Annotated in this window: 21 protein-coding genes; all 21 read left to right on the plus strand. The window is 38.3% G+C overall.

The features are described 5' to 3' along the window. Positions 1 to 5 precede the first annotated feature (5 nt). The 21 genes from PQQ29_RS03835 to PQQ29_RS03935 all read left to right on the plus strand — a co-directional run bounded on the left by PQQ29_RS03835 (position 6) and on the right by PQQ29_RS03935 (position 20,597). Positions 6 to 506 carry a hypothetical protein gene (locus PQQ29_RS03835; RefSeq protein ID WP_003760941.1) on the plus strand — a complete coding sequence of 167 codons (501 nt, stop codon included), beginning with the start codon at positions 6 to 8 and terminating at the stop codon, positions 504 to 506. A 22-nt stretch (positions 507 to 528) separates the two neighbouring features. Beyond that, positions 529 to 2,442 carry a transcriptional anti-repressor GmaR gene (gmaR, locus tag PQQ29_RS03840; RefSeq protein ID WP_010990558.1) on the plus strand — a complete coding sequence of 638 codons (1,914 nt, stop codon included), beginning with the start codon at positions 529 to 531 and terminating at the stop codon, positions 2,440 to 2,442. A 12-nt stretch (positions 2,443 to 2,454) separates the two neighbouring features. After that, entirely contained in the window at positions 2,455 to 3,363 is a 909-nt protein-coding gene (locus PQQ29_RS03845) for a chemotaxis protein (protein WP_003760944.1), read from the plus strand. Between the two features lie 236 nt (positions 3,364 to 3,599). Next, positions 3,600 to 4,463 carry a FliC/FljB family flagellin gene (locus PQQ29_RS03850; RefSeq protein ID WP_003738355.1) on the plus strand — a complete coding sequence of 288 codons (864 nt, stop codon included), beginning with the start codon at positions 3,600 to 3,602 and terminating at the stop codon, positions 4,461 to 4,463. Between the two features lie 274 nt (positions 4,464 to 4,737). Beyond that, a complete protein-coding gene (locus tag PQQ29_RS03855; RefSeq protein WP_003721812.1) occupies positions 4,738 to 5,097 on the plus strand; it encodes a response regulator in 360 nt (119 codons plus the stop codon). 19 nt (positions 5,098 to 5,116) lie between these two features. Next, positions 5,117 to 6,973 (plus strand): chemotaxis protein CheA, encoded by a 1,857-nt coding sequence (locus PQQ29_RS03860; RefSeq protein WP_045553517.1) that lies wholly within the window; start codon positions 5,117 to 5,119, stop codon positions 6,971 to 6,973. A gap of 12 nt (positions 6,974 to 6,985) precedes the next feature. Then, positions 6,986 to 7,285 (plus strand): flagellar motor switch protein FliN, encoded by a 300-nt coding sequence (locus PQQ29_RS03865; RefSeq protein ID WP_003724429.1) that lies wholly within the window; start codon positions 6,986 to 6,988, stop codon positions 7,283 to 7,285. 18 nt (positions 7,286 to 7,303) lie between these two features. After that, positions 7,304 to 7,714 (plus strand): hypothetical protein, encoded by a 411-nt coding sequence (locus PQQ29_RS03870; protein WP_010990560.1) that lies wholly within the window; start codon positions 7,304 to 7,306, stop codon positions 7,712 to 7,714. 15 nt (positions 7,715 to 7,729) lie between these two features. Beyond that, positions 7,730 to 8,776: a flagellar hook-length control protein FliK gene (gene fliK / locus PQQ29_RS03875; protein WP_003760951.1), complete on the plus strand. Its 1,047-nt coding sequence runs from the start codon at positions 7,730 to 7,732 to the stop codon at positions 8,774 to 8,776. Position 8,777: 1 nt separating this feature from the next. Then, entirely contained in the window at positions 8,778 to 9,200 is a 423-nt protein-coding gene (locus PQQ29_RS03880) for a flagellar hook assembly protein FlgD (protein WP_003760952.1), read from the plus strand. A gap of 19 nt (positions 9,201 to 9,219) precedes the next feature. After that, complete coding sequence (gene flgE, locus PQQ29_RS03885) at positions 9,220 to 10,455, plus strand: flagellar hook protein FlgE (RefSeq protein ID WP_003721818.1); 1,236 nt, start codon at positions 9,220 to 9,222, stop codon at positions 10,453 to 10,455. A 13-nt stretch (positions 10,456 to 10,468) separates the two neighbouring features. Beyond that, positions 10,469 to 10,705: a flagellar motor switch protein FliN gene (locus tag PQQ29_RS03890; RefSeq protein ID WP_003721819.1), complete on the plus strand. Its 237-nt coding sequence runs from the start codon at positions 10,469 to 10,471 to the stop codon at positions 10,703 to 10,705. A gap of 20 nt (positions 10,706 to 10,725) precedes the next feature. Then, positions 10,726 to 11,718, plus strand: a complete 993-nt coding sequence (gene fliM, locus PQQ29_RS03895; protein ID WP_187984026.1) for a flagellar motor switch protein FliM — start codon at positions 10,726 to 10,728, stop codon at positions 11,716 to 11,718. Between the two features lie 2 nt (positions 11,719 to 11,720). After that, the gene (locus PQQ29_RS03900; RefSeq protein WP_003770895.1) at positions 11,721 to 13,262 is read left to right on the plus strand and encodes a flagellar motor switch protein; all 1,542 of its coding nucleotides are present in this window, start codon (positions 11,721 to 11,723) and stop codon (positions 13,260 to 13,262) included. Positions 13,263 to 13,285: 23 nt separating this feature from the next. Beyond that, positions 13,286 to 14,671 (plus strand): hypothetical protein, encoded by a 1,386-nt coding sequence (locus tag PQQ29_RS03905; protein ID WP_041918422.1) that lies wholly within the window; start codon positions 13,286 to 13,288, stop codon positions 14,669 to 14,671. A 22-nt stretch (positions 14,672 to 14,693) separates the two neighbouring features. After that, a complete protein-coding gene (locus tag PQQ29_RS03910) occupies positions 14,694 to 15,860 on the plus strand; it encodes a hypothetical protein (RefSeq protein WP_010990563.1) in 1,167 nt (388 codons plus the stop codon). Positions 15,861 to 15,966: 106 nt separating this feature from the next. Beyond that, positions 15,967 to 16,431: a YaaR family protein gene (locus PQQ29_RS03915; RefSeq protein WP_003765825.1), complete on the plus strand. Its 465-nt coding sequence runs from the start codon at positions 15,967 to 15,969 to the stop codon at positions 16,429 to 16,431. A gap of 9 nt (positions 16,432 to 16,440) precedes the next feature. After that, entirely contained in the window at positions 16,441 to 16,869 is a 429-nt protein-coding gene (locus tag PQQ29_RS03920; RefSeq protein WP_010990564.1) for a hypothetical protein, read from the plus strand. A gap of 19 nt (positions 16,870 to 16,888) precedes the next feature. Further along, on the plus strand, positions 16,889 to 18,409 hold the full coding sequence (gene flgK / locus PQQ29_RS03925; protein ID WP_010990565.1) for a flagellar hook-associated protein FlgK: 1,521 nt from the start codon (positions 16,889 to 16,891) through the stop codon (positions 18,407 to 18,409). Positions 18,410 to 18,420: 11 nt separating this feature from the next. Next, a complete protein-coding gene (locus tag PQQ29_RS03930; RefSeq protein ID WP_187984027.1) occupies positions 18,421 to 19,296 on the plus strand; it encodes a flagellar hook-associated protein 3 in 876 nt (291 codons plus the stop codon). Positions 19,297 to 19,307: 11 nt separating this feature from the next. Beyond that, positions 19,308 to 20,597, plus strand: coding sequence for a flagellar hook-associated protein 2 (locus tag PQQ29_RS03935; RefSeq protein WP_010990566.1), 1,290 nt, complete (start codon positions 19,308 to 19,310; stop codon positions 20,595 to 20,597). Positions 20,598 to 20,612 lie beyond the last annotated feature (15 nt).

The following is a 20,612-nucleotide window of genomic DNA, read 5'->3' on the forward strand; positions in this document are numbered from 1 at the left end:
GTTGATTGCAACTTTTTTTAAGCGGTTCCCATACATTAACAGATTATGACAAACAAGAAATACAAGCATACCTAGAAAAATTTGCACCAGTGAACCATATTCACTTGCTTTGTTATAAATCAATTGAAAATGAAGTTTTACAATATTTTCTAAAAAAAGAGCATTTGGCTCCGCGGTTGTCAATTTATACATTTGCACCAAAAGAATGTTTACCAGAGCCATTTTTATCCGCGATAGACTACTTGGAGCGCCTAGGCAGTAGCTATCAATCATTTGGTTATTTTGATACGGTAATTACCAAGCCGACTTATGAGAAATTCTTAGCACAAATTATTAATAAAATGGATTTGGTTTGTTGTTTTTATAACGGGGATAAGCCGACTGATGTGATACCAGTCGATGTAGCAAAATCGTTCGATGTGCAAAGTATGATTTATGATTTACCTAAAGCGAAAAAACATCTACTACACCGAGCGAGCAGCGATAAAATAAAATTAGTGAATTAATTGATAGAAAGAGGGAAGATTCATGCGGCCGTTAATTTCGATTTGTATGATAGTCAAAAATGAAGCACATATTTTAAGACAAAGTTTAGCGTCTTTTAGAAAATTTACAGAAGAAATCATTATTGTAGATACAGGTTCCACTGACGACACCAAGGAAATCGCAAAAGAATTCACTGATTTTGTCTATGACTTTGAATGGACAGGCAACTTTTCTGATGCAAGAAACTTTGCAGCTAAACATGCAACGGGAAAATGGATTTTAGCCATTGATGCAGACGAATGTTTAGAAGAAGAAAGTTATCGCAAATTAGAAAAACAATTAAAATCACCAATCGAACCAATTCAAATGGCACAAATTATTAGTTTTACAGGGGAAAAAGGGCGAGTAACAACAACGAACCAAATGGCGCGGGTTTATAAAAATGATGGGACGATTTGTTTCCGCGGCGTCATTCACGAACAACTAGAGGCAGTCGATAAACATGCGATTGAAGCAGGTCTTGCCGAAGTAAAAATTTATCATTATGGTTATATGTCTGAAATTGTTGAAAAACAAGACAAATCAGACCGTAATTTGCGCTTATTAGAAAAAGAAGTTAAAAATAATAAAAACAGCGGCTTTGTTCACTTTAATATTGGGCAGGAAATGAATCGGCTTGGAAATAAAAAAGAAGCTTTGAAAGAATTTTCGGAGGCCTTCCGTTTACGTGATAATAACCATTATATTTGGGCAAAACTAAGCGCCTATCACATTTCCGAACTACTTGAACAAGAAAAACGCTACGATGAAAGTTTGGCAATTATTGAAGAAGCGAAAGTCATTTGGCCGAACGTACCAGAATTTCCACTGAAAAAAGCAAATATCTTATACGTTAATCACCAACTCGAGGATGCGAAAGAAATTTATAAAAGTTTGCTAGAAAATACTGCGATCGACTATCAACCAATTGTTTTATACGAAGCAACGAACTTTATGCCGCACAAAATGCTTGGAACGATTTACTTAGAAGAAAAAGATTACACACGAGCAATGACTCATTTTTCCAAAGCATATGCAGAAAATAGTTCTGATTACGGCGTGATGTTCCAAATGATCATGTTACTTAGCAAATTCCATCAACCAAAAGAAATTTTCGCATTTATGGAACGTCATAACTTTATTTCTAGTACGGAAACAGGATTGCGGTTACTTTCGATGACAACACAACAAGGATACGCAGAGTTATCTGAACTCATCGTTCAGTCGCTAACGGATGTTTACCCGCCAGTCGCAGAAGCTACCGAAGTGAAAATCGCGACCATTCGTAACGTCTTCCCAGTAATTAGCGAATCGGCCATTTTATTCGGGATTAAAGAAGAATTAATTGACGCGGCTGACTTATGCTTGTGGCACTATGAAAATCCGCAATTACCAATCGAACGCGTCATGAAAAATAGTGATGTTGGAGAAATTTATGATTTTATCTTTGAAAACGGTCCGAAAATCAGCAAAAAACGTTATTTATTTGTATTAGAACGAGCGATTGCGCTTGGAAAAGGCGAGTTTGCTGATTACTTGCTTGCACTTCGAAATGTCTACCATGATAGCATTAATAGCCACATTGCTGACTTGTTCTTCCAATATGATTTTGCCGATATTGCGCTTGATTTTTACAATATCGTCGACGCAGATGAAGTGACTAAACAAGGCTATATTAACCTAATCAATTATTTAGTAGATGCCGATGTACTGGATGAGGCGCTTGCGATTGCAGAACGAGGTATCGATAATTTTAGTACCGATTTCCGTTTCTACCTTTGGGCAATCAAAATTGATACCGAAAACCGCGCGAATCGTATTAGCGAAGCAATGGACGAATTCCCAAATAACCGCTATTTAGCAAAATTGTTAGATGAAGTTACGATGCTACAAGATACAGTTACAAACAATCGATAGGAGGCCAGTAATATGACAGAAGAAAAAGGAATTTTACTACAAAGTGGAACAAATGAATTAGAAATTGTTACTTTTACAGTTGGCGAAAATTTATTTTGTATTAACGTTTTAAAAGTGAAAGAGATTATTCATCCGCTAGAAGTGACGCCCGTACCAGATTCGAATCCGGCAATTGAAGGCGTTTCCCAAGTTCGCGGCGAAATCATGCCAGTTGTCAATCTTGCGCGTGTGATGAAATTACCAGAAATCGAACCAGAAAATACGAAATTCATTATCACAGAACTAAACCAAATGAAAATCGTTTTCCGTGTCGACGAGGTGCACCGTATTCAGCGCATTTCTTGGGAACAAATTGAAGAACCAGAGAAACTATCGATTGGCTTAGAAGAATTAGCTGTTGGAATCGTGAAGCTAGATGGTAATTTAGTACTCTTACTTGATTATGAAAAAATCATTTATGAAATTAGCGGAAATGCTGATTTTGCCGTTACTGGTGAAGATCGTATTACTCGAAAAGTAAACCGCGAAGAGAAGACTATTTTCATTGCCGAGGATTCGCAAATGCTACGTCAATTACTGGAAGATACACTTCATGAAGCTGGCTATACCAATCTGCAGTTCTTTGCTAATGGTCGTGAAGCACAAGAACATATTTTCAAATTACTCAAAGAACAAAAAGAGCAAACGTTTGAAAATGTTAACTTATTAATTACAGACATCGAAATGCCACAAATGGACGGACACCATTTAACAAAAGTAATTAAAGAAGATGAAATTGGTCGTGAATTGCCAGTTGTTATTTTCTCTTCCCTAATTACAGAAGACCTGGAACATAAAGGTGCTGGGGTAGGTGCGGACGCGCAAGTAAGTAAACCAAATATTCATCAACTGATTAATATTTTGGATGAGCTCGTTTTATAAAAAGAAGTGTTTGGACAATTTTTCTGTTCAAACACTTCTTTATTTTATTTAAAAAAATAATTTATAAAAACAGAAAAACGTTGATATTAAGCCGAATTTCCATTTTTATATAAATAAAAACAACTTATTTTTACATTTTTAACAAAAAACATTTGATTTTTTAAAAAAATGAAGATATAATAAAGCATATAGAGAAGAGAAGTCTTTTCTAAACCGAATGTAGGAGGGAAACACAAATGAAAGTAAATACTAATATCATTAGCTTGAAAACACAAGAATATCTTCGTAAAAACAACGAAGGCATGACTCAAGCGCAAGAACGTTTAGCATCTGGTAAACGTATTAACAGTTCTCTTGATGACGCTGCTGGTCTTGCAGTTGTTACTCGTATGAACGTTAAATCTACAGGCTTAGATGCAGCAAGCAAAAACTCATCCATGGGTATTGACTTGTTACAAACAGCGGATTCAGCTCTTAGCTCCATGAGTTCAATCTTGCAACGTATGCGTCAATTAGCAGTACAATCTTCTAACGGTTCATTCAGTGACGAAGATCGTAAACAATATACTGCTGAATTCGGTAGCTTGATCAAAGAACTTGATCACGTTGCAGACACTACTAACTACAACAACATCAAATTACTAGATCAAACTGCTACAAATGCTGCTACTCAAGTAAGCATCCAAGCGTCTGATAAAGCTAATGACTTAATCAATATCGATCTTTTCAATGCGAAAGGTCTTTCTGCTGGAACAATCACTTTAGGTAGTGGTTCTACAGTTGCTGGTTATAGTGCATTATCTGTTGCTGATGCTGATTCTTCTCAAGAAGCAACTGAAGCTATTGATGAATTAATCAATAACATCTCTAACGGTCGTGCGCTTCTAGGTGCTGGTATGAGTCGCCTTAGCTACAATGTATCTAACGTGAACAACCAATCCATCGCAACTAAAGCATCTGCTTCCTCTATTGAAGATGCAGATATGGCTGCTGAAATGTCCGAAATGACTAAATACAAAATTCTTACACAAACATCTATCAGCATGCTTTCTCAAGCAAATCAAACACCGCAAATGTTAACTCAATTAATTAACAGCTAATAACATATCAAATTCATTTATCGAACATTGTTTACCCTTAGCCTCTCGTCACCCCGGACGAGAGGCTTTTCTTTTGTTTTATAAAAATATTTTCGGATTGAAATTATGGCCCAGAGCCAATGTTAAGCTAGTTAACTATTTTTTGAATAATTTTATTATAAAAAACGGATATTTTTTAAGAAAAAGGTAGAAATTGTCTTATTTTTATTATAAAATGATATTATGCGATTTTTTTAAAAAATATTTATAGGTATAGGAATGGGAGTTGTATTTTATGTTGAAGTTGTTGATTGTCGACGATGCAATGTTCATGCGTACGATGATTAAGAATATCGTGAAAGATAGCGATTTTGAAGTAGTTGCAGAAGCGGAAAATGGACTGGAAGCAGTGAAAAAGTACGATGAAGTAAAACCGGATATTGTAACACTTGATATTACAATGCCAGAAATGGACGGCTTAGAAGCACTTGCACAAATTATGGCAAAAGATCCATCAGCAAAAGTTATTATGTGCTCAGCGATGGGCCAACAAGGCATGGTTGTTGATGCCATTAAAAAAGGTGCCAAAGACTTTATCGTAAAACCTTTCCAAGCGGACCGGGTTTTAGAGGCGTTAGAAAAAGCAGCTAAGTAGAGAAATGGAGGTGGATAGCATGACTACAAATATGTTAGACCTGTTTATAGAAGAAGCTTCAGAACATTTACAGGCGCTAAATGATAATCTGTTACAGCTTGAGAAAGACCCGACGAACGGTCAGTTAGTAAGTGAAATTTTCCGTTCAGCACATACATTTAAAGGGATGTCCGCAACGATGGGCTTCCAACAGGTAGCTGATTTAACGCATGCAATGGAAAATGTACTAGATGAGGTACGCAATAATCGATTGGCTGTAACAGAACATTTGGTAGACATTATTTTTACATGTACATCTCATTTGGAAACAATGGTTTCAGATATTCAGCACGGCGGGCAAGGTGCCGCGGATATTTCGAAAACCGTGGCTGACTTAGAGGCGCTTTTACATCCTGAACAAGAAACAGATACAGCAGTTGAGAAAACGTACCGTATTGCCATTCAAATTGAAGAAGCAGCTATTTTGAAAGCAGTGCGGGCGGTAATGTGTTTAGAGCGACTTGCAGAAATGGGGATTATTTCAGAAACAACGCCAGATAGAGAAGCGATTGAGCTAGAAGAATTTGAGCATTCGTTTGAAGTAGTCCTAGAGTCGGCGCAAACAAAAGAAGAAATCGAAGCGGTTATTCTAGATATATCTGAAATCGAAAAAGTGACAGTAACAGAAGAAGTGGAAGAAGTTCAGATTATTGAACCAATCAAAAAAGCCGCAAAACAAACAACCAAACGATTAGAAAATAAAACCATTCGTGTACAACTTGAAAAAATCGAAAAGCTAATGAACGTTTTTGAAGAAAGCGTCATTGAACGGGCGAGAATTGATGAAATCGCAGAAAAAACGAATAACAAAGAATTGATGGAACACTTAGGACGATTCAGTTCCATCTCCAAAGAAATTCAAAACGGCTTACTAAATATGCGTATGGTGCCAGTGGACAGTGTGTTCAATCGCTTTCCAAAAATGGTGCGCACACTAGCCAAAGAATTAGGTAAGAAAATCGACTTAGTGATTGAAGGCGCGGATACAGAAGTCGACAAAATCGTCATTGATGAAATTGGCGACCCACTTGTTCACTTAATTCGTAATTCAGTAGACCACGGAGCTGAAACAGTCGAAGTAAGACGTAAAAATGGAAAAAATGAAACCGCCACAATTAATCTAAAAGCTTTCCATAGTGGGAACAATGTCGTTATTGAGATTGCTGATGACGGTGCGGGAATCAATAAACGCAAAGTGTTAGAAAAAGCAATTGCGAAAAATGTCGTTACAAGAGCAGAATCAACGAAAATGACGGACTCGGAAATTTTTGATTTATTATTTGATTCCGGTTTCAGTACCGCGGATCAAGTATCCGATCTTTCTGGCCGAGGCGTGGGACTAGATGTTGTCCGTAATACGATTCTCAAAATCGGCGGAAAAATCAGCGTAGAATCAAGTGAAAATGCTGGTTCGACGTTCCGAATTGAGATTCCGCTGACATTATCAATCATCCAATCGATGCTCGTTGCAACCTCCGAACGTCGCTATGCTGTACCACTGGCAAATGTGGCAGAAGCTATCACGATTAATCCCGCGGACATTCAACACGTTCACGGCAAAGACTTAATCAACTACCGCGAAACAATTATTGAAGTACTCGATTTAGGCGAATGCTTCCATGAAACACCTTTAACAGATACGGATGAATTACTATTACTCGTCGTGAAAAATGCCAAGCGAACTTTTGGACTTATTATTAAAGATATTATCGGTCAACGGGAAATCGTTTTAAAAACACTTGGCGGCTTTTTCAGCGAAAGTCAAATTGCCTTTTCTGGGGCAACGATTTTAGGTGATGGCCGTGTCGTATTAATTTTAAATTTAGAAACATTTTAAGGAGGGACCATGATGGAACAAGTATTTCAAGTAGAACTTCCTGAATGGGAACCGAAAGAACCGAGCCAAGAAGGACGCGAAAAAGGCTCAATCCGCCAAGTAGACAATATTGGCGTTAACTTAATCGTCCGCCTTGGAAAAAAAGAAATGCCAGTAGGGGACATTGCCGAGTTAAGTATTGGCGATGTCCTCGAAGTGGAAAAGAAACCTGGCCACAAAGTCGAAATTTTCCTCGATGAAAAGAAAGTCGGCATCGGTGAAGCTATTTTGATGGACGAGAACTTCGGAATCGTTATTTCAGAAATCGACTAAAGAAAGAGGGCAAGTGATTTGAAGCAAGAGGCTTACAACGCAGTGAAGATGAAAGTGGACCAAGAGAAAACGGCCATTTTAAAAGAATTGCAATTATTACTATCCAAACGGGAAAAAGTTACAGAAAAATTAGCACACGAAAAAGAAGTCTATTACTCCAGAACGAAAAAAGAAAGACTCCAAGTGGCGGTATTAGCCGGAAGCATGCAACTTGATGCCTTTTCCCCGAGCCGCATTCAACAAATGGAGCGAGAAATTCACCAAATTAGCCAGTACATTAAAAGCAATGAACAAATCTTAGAAAAACTCGAGGAAAAAGGGAAACAGGCGAAAAAAATGTACGATGACACAAGAAAAAAATGGCAACAGCTTGAAAATAAAAAAGAAGAACAACTATTACGCGATTTGAAAATGGTGCTATTAAAGTAAAAGGGAGGAAAACTCATGCTAATCCCAGATAATTTGCTACAACCACTTGTCGGAAAAAAAGAAATCGAACCAAAAGAAATGTTAGCAGAAGAATTAGTAGAATTACCTTTTATTTCACTTTTAATGGAAAATAGCCCTGCGCCGCTCTTAAAGGGAGAAGCGGGAAATGAAGAGCTAGCCACCATTCCATTAAAGGAAATCGCACCACCACTCGTTTCAGCAAAATTACTTGAAGGTGAGCCGGAGACCAAACTACCGGATGCGCCACTTGAGCTGAAAGAAGTTAAAGACACACTTGCGGCAATCGCCAAACAAGCAATTGAACAACCAAAAATAGAAAACGCCCCGCAAGCCGTGCAAACTCCAGTAACAAATACACCGAATGAACCCACAAAAAATGCTACCAGAGAACAACAACCGCCACCAGAACTTATCATGCCCACAAAAGAATCACCTAAACTAGCAGAAAACGTGGCCAAAAACCAACCAGTCCTAGCCAAATTACCTCAAGAAAAAGAAGTCGTGCAACTTTTTAAAGCGAGCATTAAAGAACCGGTAACAGCAAAAGAAGAAGTCGCTGTCAAAAAGCCAGCTGAATCAAGTAATATTTGGCACGATACGGCAAAACAACTCACACCAGCTGCAAAAGTCGAAGTACCAGTAACGCTGAAACAACTCGATAAAACCATCACCGACCAAATCGAACAGTTGCAAAAATTTCAAGTAAAGCAAAATAAAGCCTTTTTCGCGATTCAACCAGAGTCACTCGGAAAAGTCGAAGTTTTACTTAAAAAAATGCCCGATAAAATATTTGTACATATCGAATATCAGGAGCAAACAGCGAAACAAAAACTCGAACAGATGGCGCAAGATTTGCATAATCGCTTCCGAGATCGCGGTGTAGAAGTTGCCGTAACAATGACCGAAAAACAAGCGCCAAAAGAAAATGGTCAAGGGTCAGATGGACGACACCAAGGCGAATCTAAAAAAGAGAAAGAACGCGAAAATCCACATCAGGAAAGAGCTAAACAAGAAGCATTTGATTTAGAGGAGGAGACGTAATTTGGACGGAATTAGTAGTTTATCAGGGGCGAGTCAGGATACAAACAATGCAGTAACATCTAGCGTATCAAAAACCCTTGGCAAAGATGACTTCATGAAACTATTTTTAACAAGTTTACAATACCAAGACCCATCGAGCCCGCTTGATACGAATGAAATGATGTCACAAATGGCGCAACTTTCCTTAATGGAACAAGTTGCCAATATGACCACTGCCGTAGATAAGCTATCTGAACAAGCACAAAACTCCGCCTTACAATCCGCGGTTAATTTCATCGGTAAAGATATAAAAGGAGTTTCACTAAACGGCGAAGTAATTAGCGGCCAAGTCGAAAGCGTTCAACAAACGACAAACGGCGTCATGCTGAAAATAAAAGACCAAGATAGCCTCGTGCCAATGACTTATGTAACAGAAATTAATTAAAAATTTGGGAGTGTGAATTATGAATCAAACTATGTATACAGCTATTTCTGGGATGAATGCGTTCCAACAAGCATTATCAGTGACATCAAATAATATTGCCAATGCGAACACGACAGGGTATAAAAAACAAAGCGTCGTTTTCAATGATTTACTTTACCAAAACACAATGGGATCTGTTGCAGGCGGACTTTATGCTGGAACAAACCCAATGAGCTTCGGTTCCGGTTCGAAAATTGGGGCAATTTTAACCGATTATACAGCAGGTTCTCCGACATCAACTGGCAGAAACAAAGATGCAGCACTGCAAGGCCGCGGCTTTTTCATTGCTGGCGATAACGCTGGTGGGAATATCGTTTACACACGAGACGGTAGCTTTGCAGTATCTGACAATAACTATTTAACAACGCAACAAGGAAAATACGTTATGGGATATGCAACAGATAAAAATGGCAACGTTTTAAACGGAAACTTGCAACCAATTCAAATCCCATTAAATAGCGCAATTCCAGGCGAAGCAACAAAAAATGGTAGCTTAAGCGGTAACATTCCACTTGATTGGGGCGAAAAAGATACGATTTCTTCCGAGCTTTCTGTATACGATAATGCTGGTGGAAAACATAAACTTCAAGTCAATATGAAAGCTGCGACACCAGATGCGAGTGGCAATGTTTCCTATGAATATGAAATTCAAATGGACGGAAAAGCCTTAACTCCTCCAGTAACAGGAACACTTAATTACAACGCGCAAGGCGAACTTACAAACCCTGATGCACTTAAAAACATTCAAATCAATTCCACTGTTAACGGCAAACAAGTCAATATGGGCTTAAACCTAAGTGGCTTAACAAACTACGGTACCAACCAAGTATTCTCACCAACTTCTGACGGAAAAGGCGCTGCAACTGTAAAAGACTACGCAGTTACCGATTCTGGTTATATTGCAGTGAGTTACTCAGACGGTACAGTTATCCCAGTTGCCCAACTTGCGGTTGCTACTTTCTCCAATGAAGACGGCTTAGTCAAAATGGGGAATGGCGAATATGTTCCAGGATTATCTTCTGGAGATGCAGTTTACGGCGTTGCTGGCCAAAACGGAGCTGGCGGAATTAGCGGCTCTTCATTAGAAGGCTCAAACGTAGACTTATCCCGCGAATTCGTTAACTTAATGACATACCAAAGTGGTTTCCAAGGCAATACAAAAGTTATCCGTGTTGCAGATGACGTGATGAAACAAATTGTGAACTTGATTCAGTAGGGAGTTTAGCTAAATGAAAATTAATCATACTATTCCACTCAGAATCGACTTCGAGTTAGGACGCACGAAACAGCCAGTCGGTAGTTTGTTAGATGTAAAAAAAGGGACCGTTTTTCGGTTAGAAGATTCAACAGCCAATGTGGTTAAAATTACAATTTCAGGCAAATGTATCGGTTACGGCGAGATTTTGACAAAAGATGGCAAGATGTTTGTCAAAATAACGAAATTAGGAGAGGGAAGTTCTTCATGAGAGCTAGGGAGTGACAAAAAATGAGCGATAAATTAAGTCAAGAACAAATTGACGCCCTGCTTTCCCAAATGAGTGAAGGTAAGGTAGTCGATGAAAGTACGGAAATTGGCGACTTTGGGCGCTTTCATCCCTATGACTTTCATAAACCAGAGAAATTTGGTGCTGAACACCTCGAAAGCTTAAAGACGATTGCATCAGCATTTACGAAAAAAAGTATGGAGTTTGTTTCCCAGCGTATCCGGATTCCAATTCATACCGAAGCAACCCTTGCAGATCAAGTTTCCTTTGCGAGCGGTTATATCGAAACAATGCCGAACGATAGTTACATTTTCTGCATTATTGACCTTGGGAATCCGGAGCTCGGCCAAATTATTATCGAACTCGATTTAGCCTATATCATTTATATCCATGAATGCTTATCTGGCGGAAATCCAAAACGAAAATTAAGCGAGCGCAGACCATTATCTGTTTTTGAAGAGCTGACGTTGAAATCTATTTTAGAAAAATTCTGCGAAGCACTCAAAGACAGTTTTAAATCAGTGCATCCAATCTCACCAGAAATCGTTAATATCGAAACCAATCCAGCGCTTCTACGTGTCACATCACCAAACGATATGATGGCGCTTGTGAGTGTCGATATTAAATCAGAATTCTGGATTAGTACAATGCGGATTGGCGTGCCATTTTTCTCGGTGGAAGAGATTATGAATAAGCTGGAAAATGTCGTTGAGTATACGTTTGATAAAAGACGGAACTTTGATGCGGAAGTGGAGCAAGAATTGCATCAAGTTGAGAAAGAAGCGCGTATTCGGGTGGGGGAAATTAAAACAACATGGAAAGAGCTTAATATGCTAGAAGTTGGCGACGTGCTTCTGACAGAAACTCATATACGTGACACACTTAAAGGTTACGTCACCGAAAAATGGAAATTTGAATGCTATATGGGAAAAAGTGGTAACCAAAAAGCCGTTAAATTTATGCGTCATACAGGGCGAACAGAGCAGGAGAGGTAGAAGTGGAGCAATTACTAGAGAAAAATATCACGCAAATGGAACTAGATGTGATAGGAGAAATCGCCAATATTTCGTTTGGCTCAGCTTCTACGGTCTTATCTGATTTACTACACCAACAAGTCACTATTTCTACACCAAAAGTAGAGATTGTTGATTTATATAATACGAAAGACATTGATATTCCACATGTCGTGTTAGAAGTGAATTTTCACAAAGGAATCGAAATGCGGAATTTATTTGTTCTGCAATCAGAAGTGGCTGCGGCTATCGCGGACTTAATGATGATGGGCGACGGGAATATCGATCCAAACGAAGAGCTTTCAGAACTTCATCTCAGCGCCGTACAAGAAGCGATGAACCAAATGATGGGACATTCCGCAACAGCAATGAGCAATATGTTTGGCGAAATGATTGATATTACGACACCAGACATTAAAGTAATCGCGTTAAAAGAACAATTAGAAGACACAAACGACCAAACAATGATAAAAGTCGGCTTTGACTTAATTATCGGCGACTTAATCACATCGAATTTAATGCAACTTATTCCCGTTGATAAAGGTCGTGAACTTGCGAAAAGATTGCTTGGCGACGCAATCCCTGAGCCAGAGCCTGTAAAAGAAGAAATTAGCTTAACTGCCGAAGAATTAGATGTCTTTTTAGAAGTTTGTAATATCGGCATTGGCTCTGCTTCAACTGTTCTATCGAAATTACTTAATCGCAAAGTTTCGCTACAAATCCCAACAGCTCGCGTGATTGATAGTAAAGAATTCGAGTTTAATGAACGACCTTGCTTAGTAACCAGTGTGGAATTTGTCGAAGGACTGCGTTCAAGTAACACCTTTATCATTAGCAAAAATGCCGCGTTAATCATGGCAGACTTGATGATGATGGGGGACGGAATCGTTCAAGAAGATGCGGAATTAACAGAACTTGAAGTCAGTGCAGTGCAAGAATTAATGAACCAAATGATGGGCTTCTCAGCGACAGCGATGTCAGAAATGCTCGGAACAAAGATTGATATTAGCCCGCCAACGATGGAATTCTGCAATTTTGGTGATACGATGATTCAAAAAAATATTGCAGAAGGAAAAACCGTTGAAGTTATCTTCCCACTTGAAGTAGAAGGCTTATTAAAAACGCCAATGTATCAAATTTTTAATCCGGCAGCAGCAAAAGAAATGGCACAATTAATGCTCGGGATTCAAGCAAAAGAAGTCGCGGAAAAAGAAGCAACACCAGTAGAAATAAAGGAGCATGAAACGAAAGAGCCAGCGCAACCAGTAGTTATGGAAGAAAAAGAAACACTATCCGAAATGGAACAAATTTTGGAAGATATTCCTGTAACGCTTGAAGTGGTGTTCGGTACAGCTAAAGTAAAACTAGAAAAATTTATCTCATGGTGTGAAAAAGATGTGATTATCCTGAAAGAAAGCATGAATGAACCACTTGTCTTAGCGCTAAATGGCGTAACGATTGGCAAAGGAATTTTAGTTCGCGTGGATGATCATTTTGGTATACAAATGACTGAGTTAGTAAGGTGAAAAATGTGCGAAAACTTGGACTGATGACAATTTTATTTTGGATGTTTATTTCTGTTCAAGTATTCGCGGCAGAACCGGAACTTCCGATGATTTCACTTGAAAAGGAACAGCAGATTTTTACGTCAGGTGAAGTGATTTCATTTCATATCGAAAATGCGGAAAAGATGAAAATCGTTTTAGTGAATGAACAAGGTCAAAAAAGACTCCTAGATGGCGAAACATATACGGTGACGGACTTTGATTTAGAGGGAAGCTACCGCGCAGAATTTTACGCAAACGACAACCCTGAAGCGATTGTTACTATAGATGATTTATTCCAAGTGCAACAGCTGAAGGAAGTTGAAAAAGATGAAACGGCACCTAGTTTAACAGATATTACCTTCGCGCATGACGAAGATGTTTTACATACAAGCGCCCTTCATGTGGCAGCAGATTTAGCCGATGCAGAAACAGGTGTAAAACAAGCGATATTGATAATTCATAGTGATTCGAACGACGCAGAAGCTGAATTAATACAAAATAACTGGACTGGGAAATTTGAAGGCGAAGTACCGTTAGAAAAATTTCAACCAGGAGAAAAACTCACTTTTCAGTTGAAATTAGTTGATTTTGCGGAGAATGAAATCACGATTGACTTAGAAAAAACGATTCAGATGTATCAGCCGAATGAGCCACATCTAAGTTATAACGCTGTTGACATCACCAACGACGAGAAAAAAATCGTCCAAGTTGGCAATCAAATCAAATTAACGCTCGATAAATATACAACTGAATTTCCAGAAGCTGAAACGGAAAGTGGTATTAACATTCCGCTAAAATGGCAAAAAAACGCCAACGAATGGATTGGAATTCTCACTTTAACAAAAGAATTATCCGGCGAAATTATCCATTTTCAAGGAATGAACATAGCAATGCTCGTTCGCTCCACAAGTGAGCCATTTGCGGAGATTAACTTAATCAATAATACGGTTTTAACTGGGCTAATTAATCCGGATTTTGCTTTAATCACAGCATTATCCGTCGAAGTAAATGGGCAAACATTCCGCACCGTTAGAACGGATAATAGCTTCAAAAGTGCGGAAATCTCAACAACCGGAAAAATCATATTACACTGGATCGACTGGGACGGCCGGGCTTATTCTAAACAATTGAGTCAAGAAATCAAGCCAGTGATTCCTGTACCAGATAAAGAAATAATTGCACCACCACCAGTTATACCAAATGAAAAAGAGCCAATACTTGCAAAACCTGCCCCTAAACCATCTACTGAATCCAGCGAAAAACCTCCAAAGAAGCAGGCTAAGAAGGAAACCTCAACTAAAAACAAGTCAAGCAGTATCCCGTTTTGGATTCCGGCACTCATGATTATAGGCGTTATTATTTTTTCAGGTAATAGAGCAATGAAATAAAAGCAGAAGTGAGGTGGACGGAATGAAAATAGATGGCATTCAAGAATCCGCAGAAAATCGTAATCAGCTAGAACGGGAATTAATTAAACAAAATCCATTATTAAAAGAAGGCAGTGCAAAGGCACAAATGAATACAGAAGTCGCGGTACCAAAAACGCCACCAGTATCATTTTCCTTTAAAGAACTAAGCAGTTTGCAATTAAACGGCACCACAACCGCAAATCTAGAATTATATATGAAATTAATGATGAATAACGCCAAAAAAGCGAATGACTTAATTTTTTACGTCATGCGCGCAGGTATAAAAAATCCAACTGACTCGGCAAAATGGCAAACGGTCAGAAGCGAAATCAGCAGCCAATTAAGCACCATCTTAATGAAACAACATAATTTTGAAGCATATTTTTCTGAAAATCCAGCCAACCAAAAGTTGTTTTTAGCCAATCAAAAAATTATGAACGAAATTTCCTTTTTGCTAAAAATGTTACCAACTTTAACATTTGAAACAACTGGAAAATATGATTTTCTCCGTATGATGCAAATCGCCTCTGGAAATATGGAAACTGGTATCCAAATGATGCGAGAGTTTCAAGGTCATCTGGAACATGCGACAAGACTTGAACCAGTAGTTGACGCTAAGCAAGAAACAAACTGGATGATTAAAGTATTACGTGAGTTTGGCAATATGTTCCATTCCCGCCACTTACTACCATATGAATTACAAGCTGAAAACATCAACATCTGGAAACTAGGTAGCGAATACTTAAAACTAATGAACCAACTTTTACCACAAATTGGCGCATTTCCAAATGGCAATATTAAAATTTTTCACCAACAAGCGACAAAACCATTAACGGAGCTTTTCCAAGAACTACAAAGATTAGCTGATGGACAAATGACTCAAGGCGGGATTGCTGTTATTCTCGACCGAATGCAAGGTCAGCTTTCAAGACTCGCGCAGCTTTTTCAAAAAATGGAAATCGAAGCGGGCTTTACAGATTCTGAGCGAATTTTAGGAAGTGTAGACGCAGAATTCGCTAGTGATATGACAAAGATGATGCTACTCGCACAACAAGAAATGTCGTTTTTAGATTTATTAGTAAAAGATTTTCGAAGCGTCTCCAAACAACCAATATTTTTCATGATAGTTGCTATATTTATTATTTTATTATTAATTATTTTATTTTAAAAAAGATATTTTTTCAAAAAATATATACTTTTTCAGGTTGTTTCAGTATAATTAAATAGAAAAATAAGGTTTAGAAAGCGAAAATGAGTTTTTCGGGGGAAAAAGGATGAATAATGTTTCAATTAGCCAGATTTCGCAGTCCAAACAGACGAACTTAGTTAGGGGAATGCAAGAATTAAATCAAACACAACAGCTCTATTTTGAGCAAATGAAGGCAAATGGCAAAAAACAAACTCCTTCCCTGACTGAAATCAATGAACTAATTACCGAAGTGACAGATAAAAAATCACTTGTTGAAATGGATATGACTGTAGATAACGTTTTGAGCTACAAAAAAGCAGTCCAAAGCTTTTTGAATTTTTATGTTAATAATGTGATGGATTATGACAATATCGAAAGCCGACATCCAAAATACGGGTTTTCGCAAAAAATGACGATTTTAAAACAAGTAGAAAAACAAACCAATGAACTAGATGATGTAATGAATTTAATTGATACAAAAACTGGACATTTAGATATGCTAAATCGAATTGGTGAGATTACTGGCATGATTCTCGATGTCGTATTGTAGGTGATGGGAATGCAAAACGAATTAATTAATCAATTAGAAATCTTAATCGAAAAAAATGTAAAAGCGGCCGATGAAGCGAATGTATTAGGTAAATTACTACAAGAAGAAAATTGGATTGAAGCAGAAGAGCGCCAACTAGGGCTTCAGCGCGAACTTGCCGGTTTACAAAACGAATATCACGTTTTAAAAACAATTATTGGCGAAGATAATACACTTAGAAGCTTGCAAAAAACATGGACACCTGCTGAAAATGCATTTATTGATGAACGTAAAAAAATGCTGCTTGAAAAAGAAAGCCTTTTACGAGTAACTGTTTCTGAAAATCAAATTAGAACAGAAATGCAATTAGCTTTTTCGGAACATATGGTAGATGTTATTACGGGGCATCACGCGGAAACTCAAGCAGAAAATAATATGATGATTAACGAAACTTTTTAAGTAAACGGAGGGATTTTTTGTGCGTTTAAGTGATTTTAATACGTCATTATCGGGCATGTCAGCGGCGCAAATCGCTAATATGGTCGCTCAGCAAAATATTAGTAATATGAATACGCCGGGTTATATTAGACAAGCTGTGGATCAGACGGCAGTTTACGGTGACGGAGGTCTTCTCGGCGGGAAACAAACAGGCTACGGGGTCAAAGTAACAGATATTAAACGACTGACAAACGCAGCTCTTACGACACAATATAATAATCAAATCGCCAAACAATCCGCTTCGTTATATCAAAGTGGGGCGCTCGGTCAAGCGCTTAATTTATTTGGTACTCCCGGGAAAAATACGCCAAGTGATAATTTAGATAACTTTTTCACCGCTTGGGCTGCGTTAGCAAAAAATCCCGATCAAGCAACGAATACAACGGCACTTTTATCCAGTATGTCGATTTTTACGGACCAGTTAAATCAACTTCATTCTGGCTTAAAAGAATTAGAAACAACCATTGCAGCAGATACAGATGCCGCGATTCAAGACTTAAATTCATTAATTAAAAAACTAGGCAGTATCAATAAAGCAATCGGAAATGCAGGCTCCAATCCACCGAACGATTTACTGAATCAGCGCGATCAACTACTTAGTACGATGTCGGGCTATGCTGGTATTTCTGTTAGCGCCCACCCAAATAACCCAGATGTATACGATGTGACAATTGGCGGACGTCTTGTCGTACAAGGTGATGAAACAACTGAAATTACCTCGACACGGACAGCGACAGGCTTCGAATTCTCCGTGGACGGTCAAAAACTCAATATGCCAGAAGGTTCCATCATCGCTTCTGTACGCGTTAACCAAAATGAAATTAAATCCTACCAAGAAAAAATCGAAACTTTTTCAAATGGCCTAGCAAAAGCATTAGATGATATTCAAGTCAAAAACGTCAACAAAACAATGGACGACTTGCAAAAAATCAATGATGCCCTTCAAGCTAATCCGAATGACGAAAAATTACTCAGCAACCGCGAAGAACTTTTACGTCAATTAGAAAAATTCCCTGGTGTGACGCGTTCTGGTGATACGCTAACCATTGGCGGAGTTGACCACGCGATTGACACACTTGGTACAAGTACATATGTAACTGATGTGAACGATTTTTCGATTCCAATTTTCACCCAAAGCTCTGGTAAATGGATCCTGAATCCCGCAATCACTAGCAATGCTGAAAACAAGCCATTCTTAGGTGTTATCGCGGCAGATATTGCATCTTTAAAAACGGATAAAAATATTCAAGGAACAACTTTTCCAAGCTTCATGGATGGAATCATTACAGAAGTTGCAACAGATGCGAGTAAAAGTAGTGCAACTTCCACGGCAGACACGCAAGCTTTAAATTCCCTTTCTGAATCAAAATCATCTCTTGAAGGAGTTAATATTGACGAGGAAATGACAAATATCATGCAATACCAAAGTTATTATGTGGCCAATACGAAAGCCATGAACACAGTGAACGATATGATGAAAGCTCTCTTAGCCATGTTATAAGGAGGAAAATAATGCGAATTTCAACGAATCAACAAGCAAATTCAATAATTAACCAGCTGAATAATGTCTCAGGAAACCTTGCAAAATACCAATTACAAGTATCTTCCGGGAAAAAGTATGAATCGATGAGCGAAAATCCTGGTGCTACAGCACAAATTTTATCCTATAATCACGTGCTTAGTCAGCTTAATCGTGAAAAAACGGACGTAACTGAAGCGAAATCATTATTAAATACCGCAGAAACCTCTCTTTCATCCATGTCCACATCGATGAACCGGGTAAATGCTCTAGTCTTACAAGCAATTAACGGTACGAGCGATAAAGACAATATGTCGCAATCAGCCGAAGAAATCAAAGGTTTACTTGATGTTCTTATTTCTGTTGCTAACTCAGAAGACGATGGCAGATATGTTTTCAGTGGTTCTAGTACAAGCGTTGAGCCATTTACAACGGATAAAACAACCGGAGAAATCATCTATAACGGAACGACAGAAAATAAAAAATTCCGCGTAACGGACACATTAGAAGTAGAAGTTTTCCATGATGGCAGCGCGATGACGGATGTTTTTAACAACATTCAAAAAATCGTTGACGCAATGAAAAGTGGCGATAAAGATGCTTTGTCTGCCTTGCAAGAAACAAATAGCAAAAATATCGAAATTATTACCAATTCGATGACAAATATCGGCGGACAAAAAAACGGCGTGACAGCCTATGACAATGTACTTTCTAGCAAAATTGTTGATTTCTCCGAACGAAAATCCAATGTCGAAGAAGTCAATATGCCAGAAGCTGTAAGTAATTTAAACAAAACGTCTATCGCTTACCAAGCCGCACTGCAATCCAGTGTGATGGTACAAAAATTAAGCATTCTAAATTATATGTGAGGTGAAACCAAGTGGGAAGTTCGATTGCAAGTAGTTTAATGGATCCGACGCAATATTATTCGCAATTTATTAGTCTCCAAAAAGCCAGTTTAGAAAAAGCAAAAACACCATATCAAAACCAAATTTCTAGCTACCAATCACGGATTGATCTTTATGCTAGTTTAAAAAATGCTTTGTCTGACTCGCTGAAAACGATGAGTTCTTTCACGACTTATGAAAGTAAAACCAAACTAGCGACTTCATCCAACGAAACAAGTTTTACCGTTTCATCAACGAGCAGCTCCGTCAACGGCAGCTATTCCATCGAAGTACAAAACTTGGCGACCGCAGACACTTACAACAAAGCAGTACCTGATATTGAAGCAAAAATTGGTGTAAGTGGGACAATTAAAATCAACGGTAAAGAAATTAAAGTCGATGCAGATAGCTCGATGAAAAATGTGATGAACTCGATTAATAGCGCTGGTGCGAAAGTAAACATCTACACATTAGGCGAAAATATGGTCGTTACAGCTTCAACTACTGGTGTCGAAAACAGCATTAAATTTGAAGGCGATTCCGCAGTTTTAGAAGCACTTGGTTTAGTACAAAATTCACCAGACCATTTAGCGGCAGAAGATGCCAAACTGAGAATCAATGGAGCAACTGTCACAAGTGCAACAAACAAAGTAACCAACTACATTCCAGGCGTGACAATCAACCTCAAAAAAGAAACAACTGGCGCTGAAAAATTAACGATTCAAGATCAAAGCGATGAAAAAGCAGCCAGCATGATTACAAGTTTTGTAAATACATACAATGCGCTAACAAGCACAATGAAAACATACACGGGAAAAGGAACCATTTTACAAGCATCTGCTGCTGACCTCGAAGCAAATCGTGCGCTAAACAATGTATTTCAACATAAAAAAGACGGAAATACATTATTTGACTTTGGCATAAGCGTCGATAAAGAAGGCGTTTTAAAAGTAGATGAAACAGCGATGAAAAAAATGGTAGCTGAAGATCCAACCGCCGTCGAAAGATTTTTCTTTGGTATTGGTGGAATTGGCGATGAACTTTATCAATCTTTGAATAAAACATTTGGCTCGACAGGCTTTATCAGTGATGAAACGACCTCGATGACGAATGAAATCAATAAATTAAATCTCAAGCTAACCGACATTACTAGCCGAAATGACACCTTACTAACGAATATTACCGACCAGTACAACAAATGGCTCGAAATGATGCAAGCCATGCAAAGTGATGCAATGACTCTCGACGCTCTAATCGACGGCATGAACAGTTCTAATAAATAAAAATGGTAGGTGAAA

The sequence above is a fragment of the Listeria innocua genome, from assembly GCF_028596125.1.
Taxonomy (GTDB): domain Bacteria; phylum Bacillota; class Bacilli; order Lactobacillales; family Listeriaceae; genus Listeria; species Listeria innocua.

Excerpts from the sequence above, each read along its gene's own strand:
- gmaR (WP_010990558.1), top strand. The coding sequence starts at position 529 with ATGCGGCCGTTAATTTCGATTTGTATGATAGTCAAAAATGAAGCACAT.
- PQQ29_RS03845 (WP_003760944.1), top strand. The coding sequence starts at position 2,455 with ATGACAGAAGAAAAAGGAATTTTACTACAAAGTGGAACAAATGAATTA.
- PQQ29_RS03850 (WP_003738355.1), top strand. The coding sequence starts at position 3,600 with ATGAAAGTAAATACTAATATCATTAGCTTGAAAACACAAGAATATCTT.
- PQQ29_RS03855 (WP_003721812.1), top strand. The coding sequence starts at position 4,738 with ATGTTGAAGTTGTTGATTGTCGACGATGCAATGTTCATGCGTACGATG.
- PQQ29_RS03860 (WP_045553517.1), top strand. The coding sequence starts at position 5,117 with ATGACTACAAATATGTTAGACCTGTTTATAGAAGAAGCTTCAGAACAT.
- PQQ29_RS03865 (WP_003724429.1), top strand. The coding sequence starts at position 6,986 with ATGGAACAAGTATTTCAAGTAGAACTTCCTGAATGGGAACCGAAAGAA.
- fliK (WP_003760951.1), top strand. The coding sequence starts at position 7,730 with ATGCTAATCCCAGATAATTTGCTACAACCACTTGTCGGAAAAAAAGAA.
- flgE (WP_003721818.1), top strand. The coding sequence starts at position 9,220 with ATGAATCAAACTATGTATACAGCTATTTCTGGGATGAATGCGTTCCAA.
- PQQ29_RS03890 (WP_003721819.1), top strand. The coding sequence starts at position 10,469 with ATGAAAATTAATCATACTATTCCACTCAGAATCGACTTCGAGTTAGGA.
- fliM (WP_187984026.1), top strand. The coding sequence starts at position 10,726 with ATGAGCGATAAATTAAGTCAAGAACAAATTGACGCCCTGCTTTCCCAA.
- PQQ29_RS03905 (WP_041918422.1), top strand. The coding sequence starts at position 13,286 with ATGACAATTTTATTTTGGATGTTTATTTCTGTTCAAGTATTCGCGGCA.
- PQQ29_RS03910 (WP_010990563.1), top strand. The coding sequence starts at position 14,694 with ATGAAAATAGATGGCATTCAAGAATCCGCAGAAAATCGTAATCAGCTA.
- PQQ29_RS03915 (WP_003765825.1), top strand. The coding sequence starts at position 15,967 with ATGAATAATGTTTCAATTAGCCAGATTTCGCAGTCCAAACAGACGAAC.
- PQQ29_RS03920 (WP_010990564.1), top strand. The coding sequence starts at position 16,441 with ATGCAAAACGAATTAATTAATCAATTAGAAATCTTAATCGAAAAAAAT.
- PQQ29_RS03930 (WP_187984027.1), top strand. The coding sequence starts at position 18,421 with ATGCGAATTTCAACGAATCAACAAGCAAATTCAATAATTAACCAGCTG.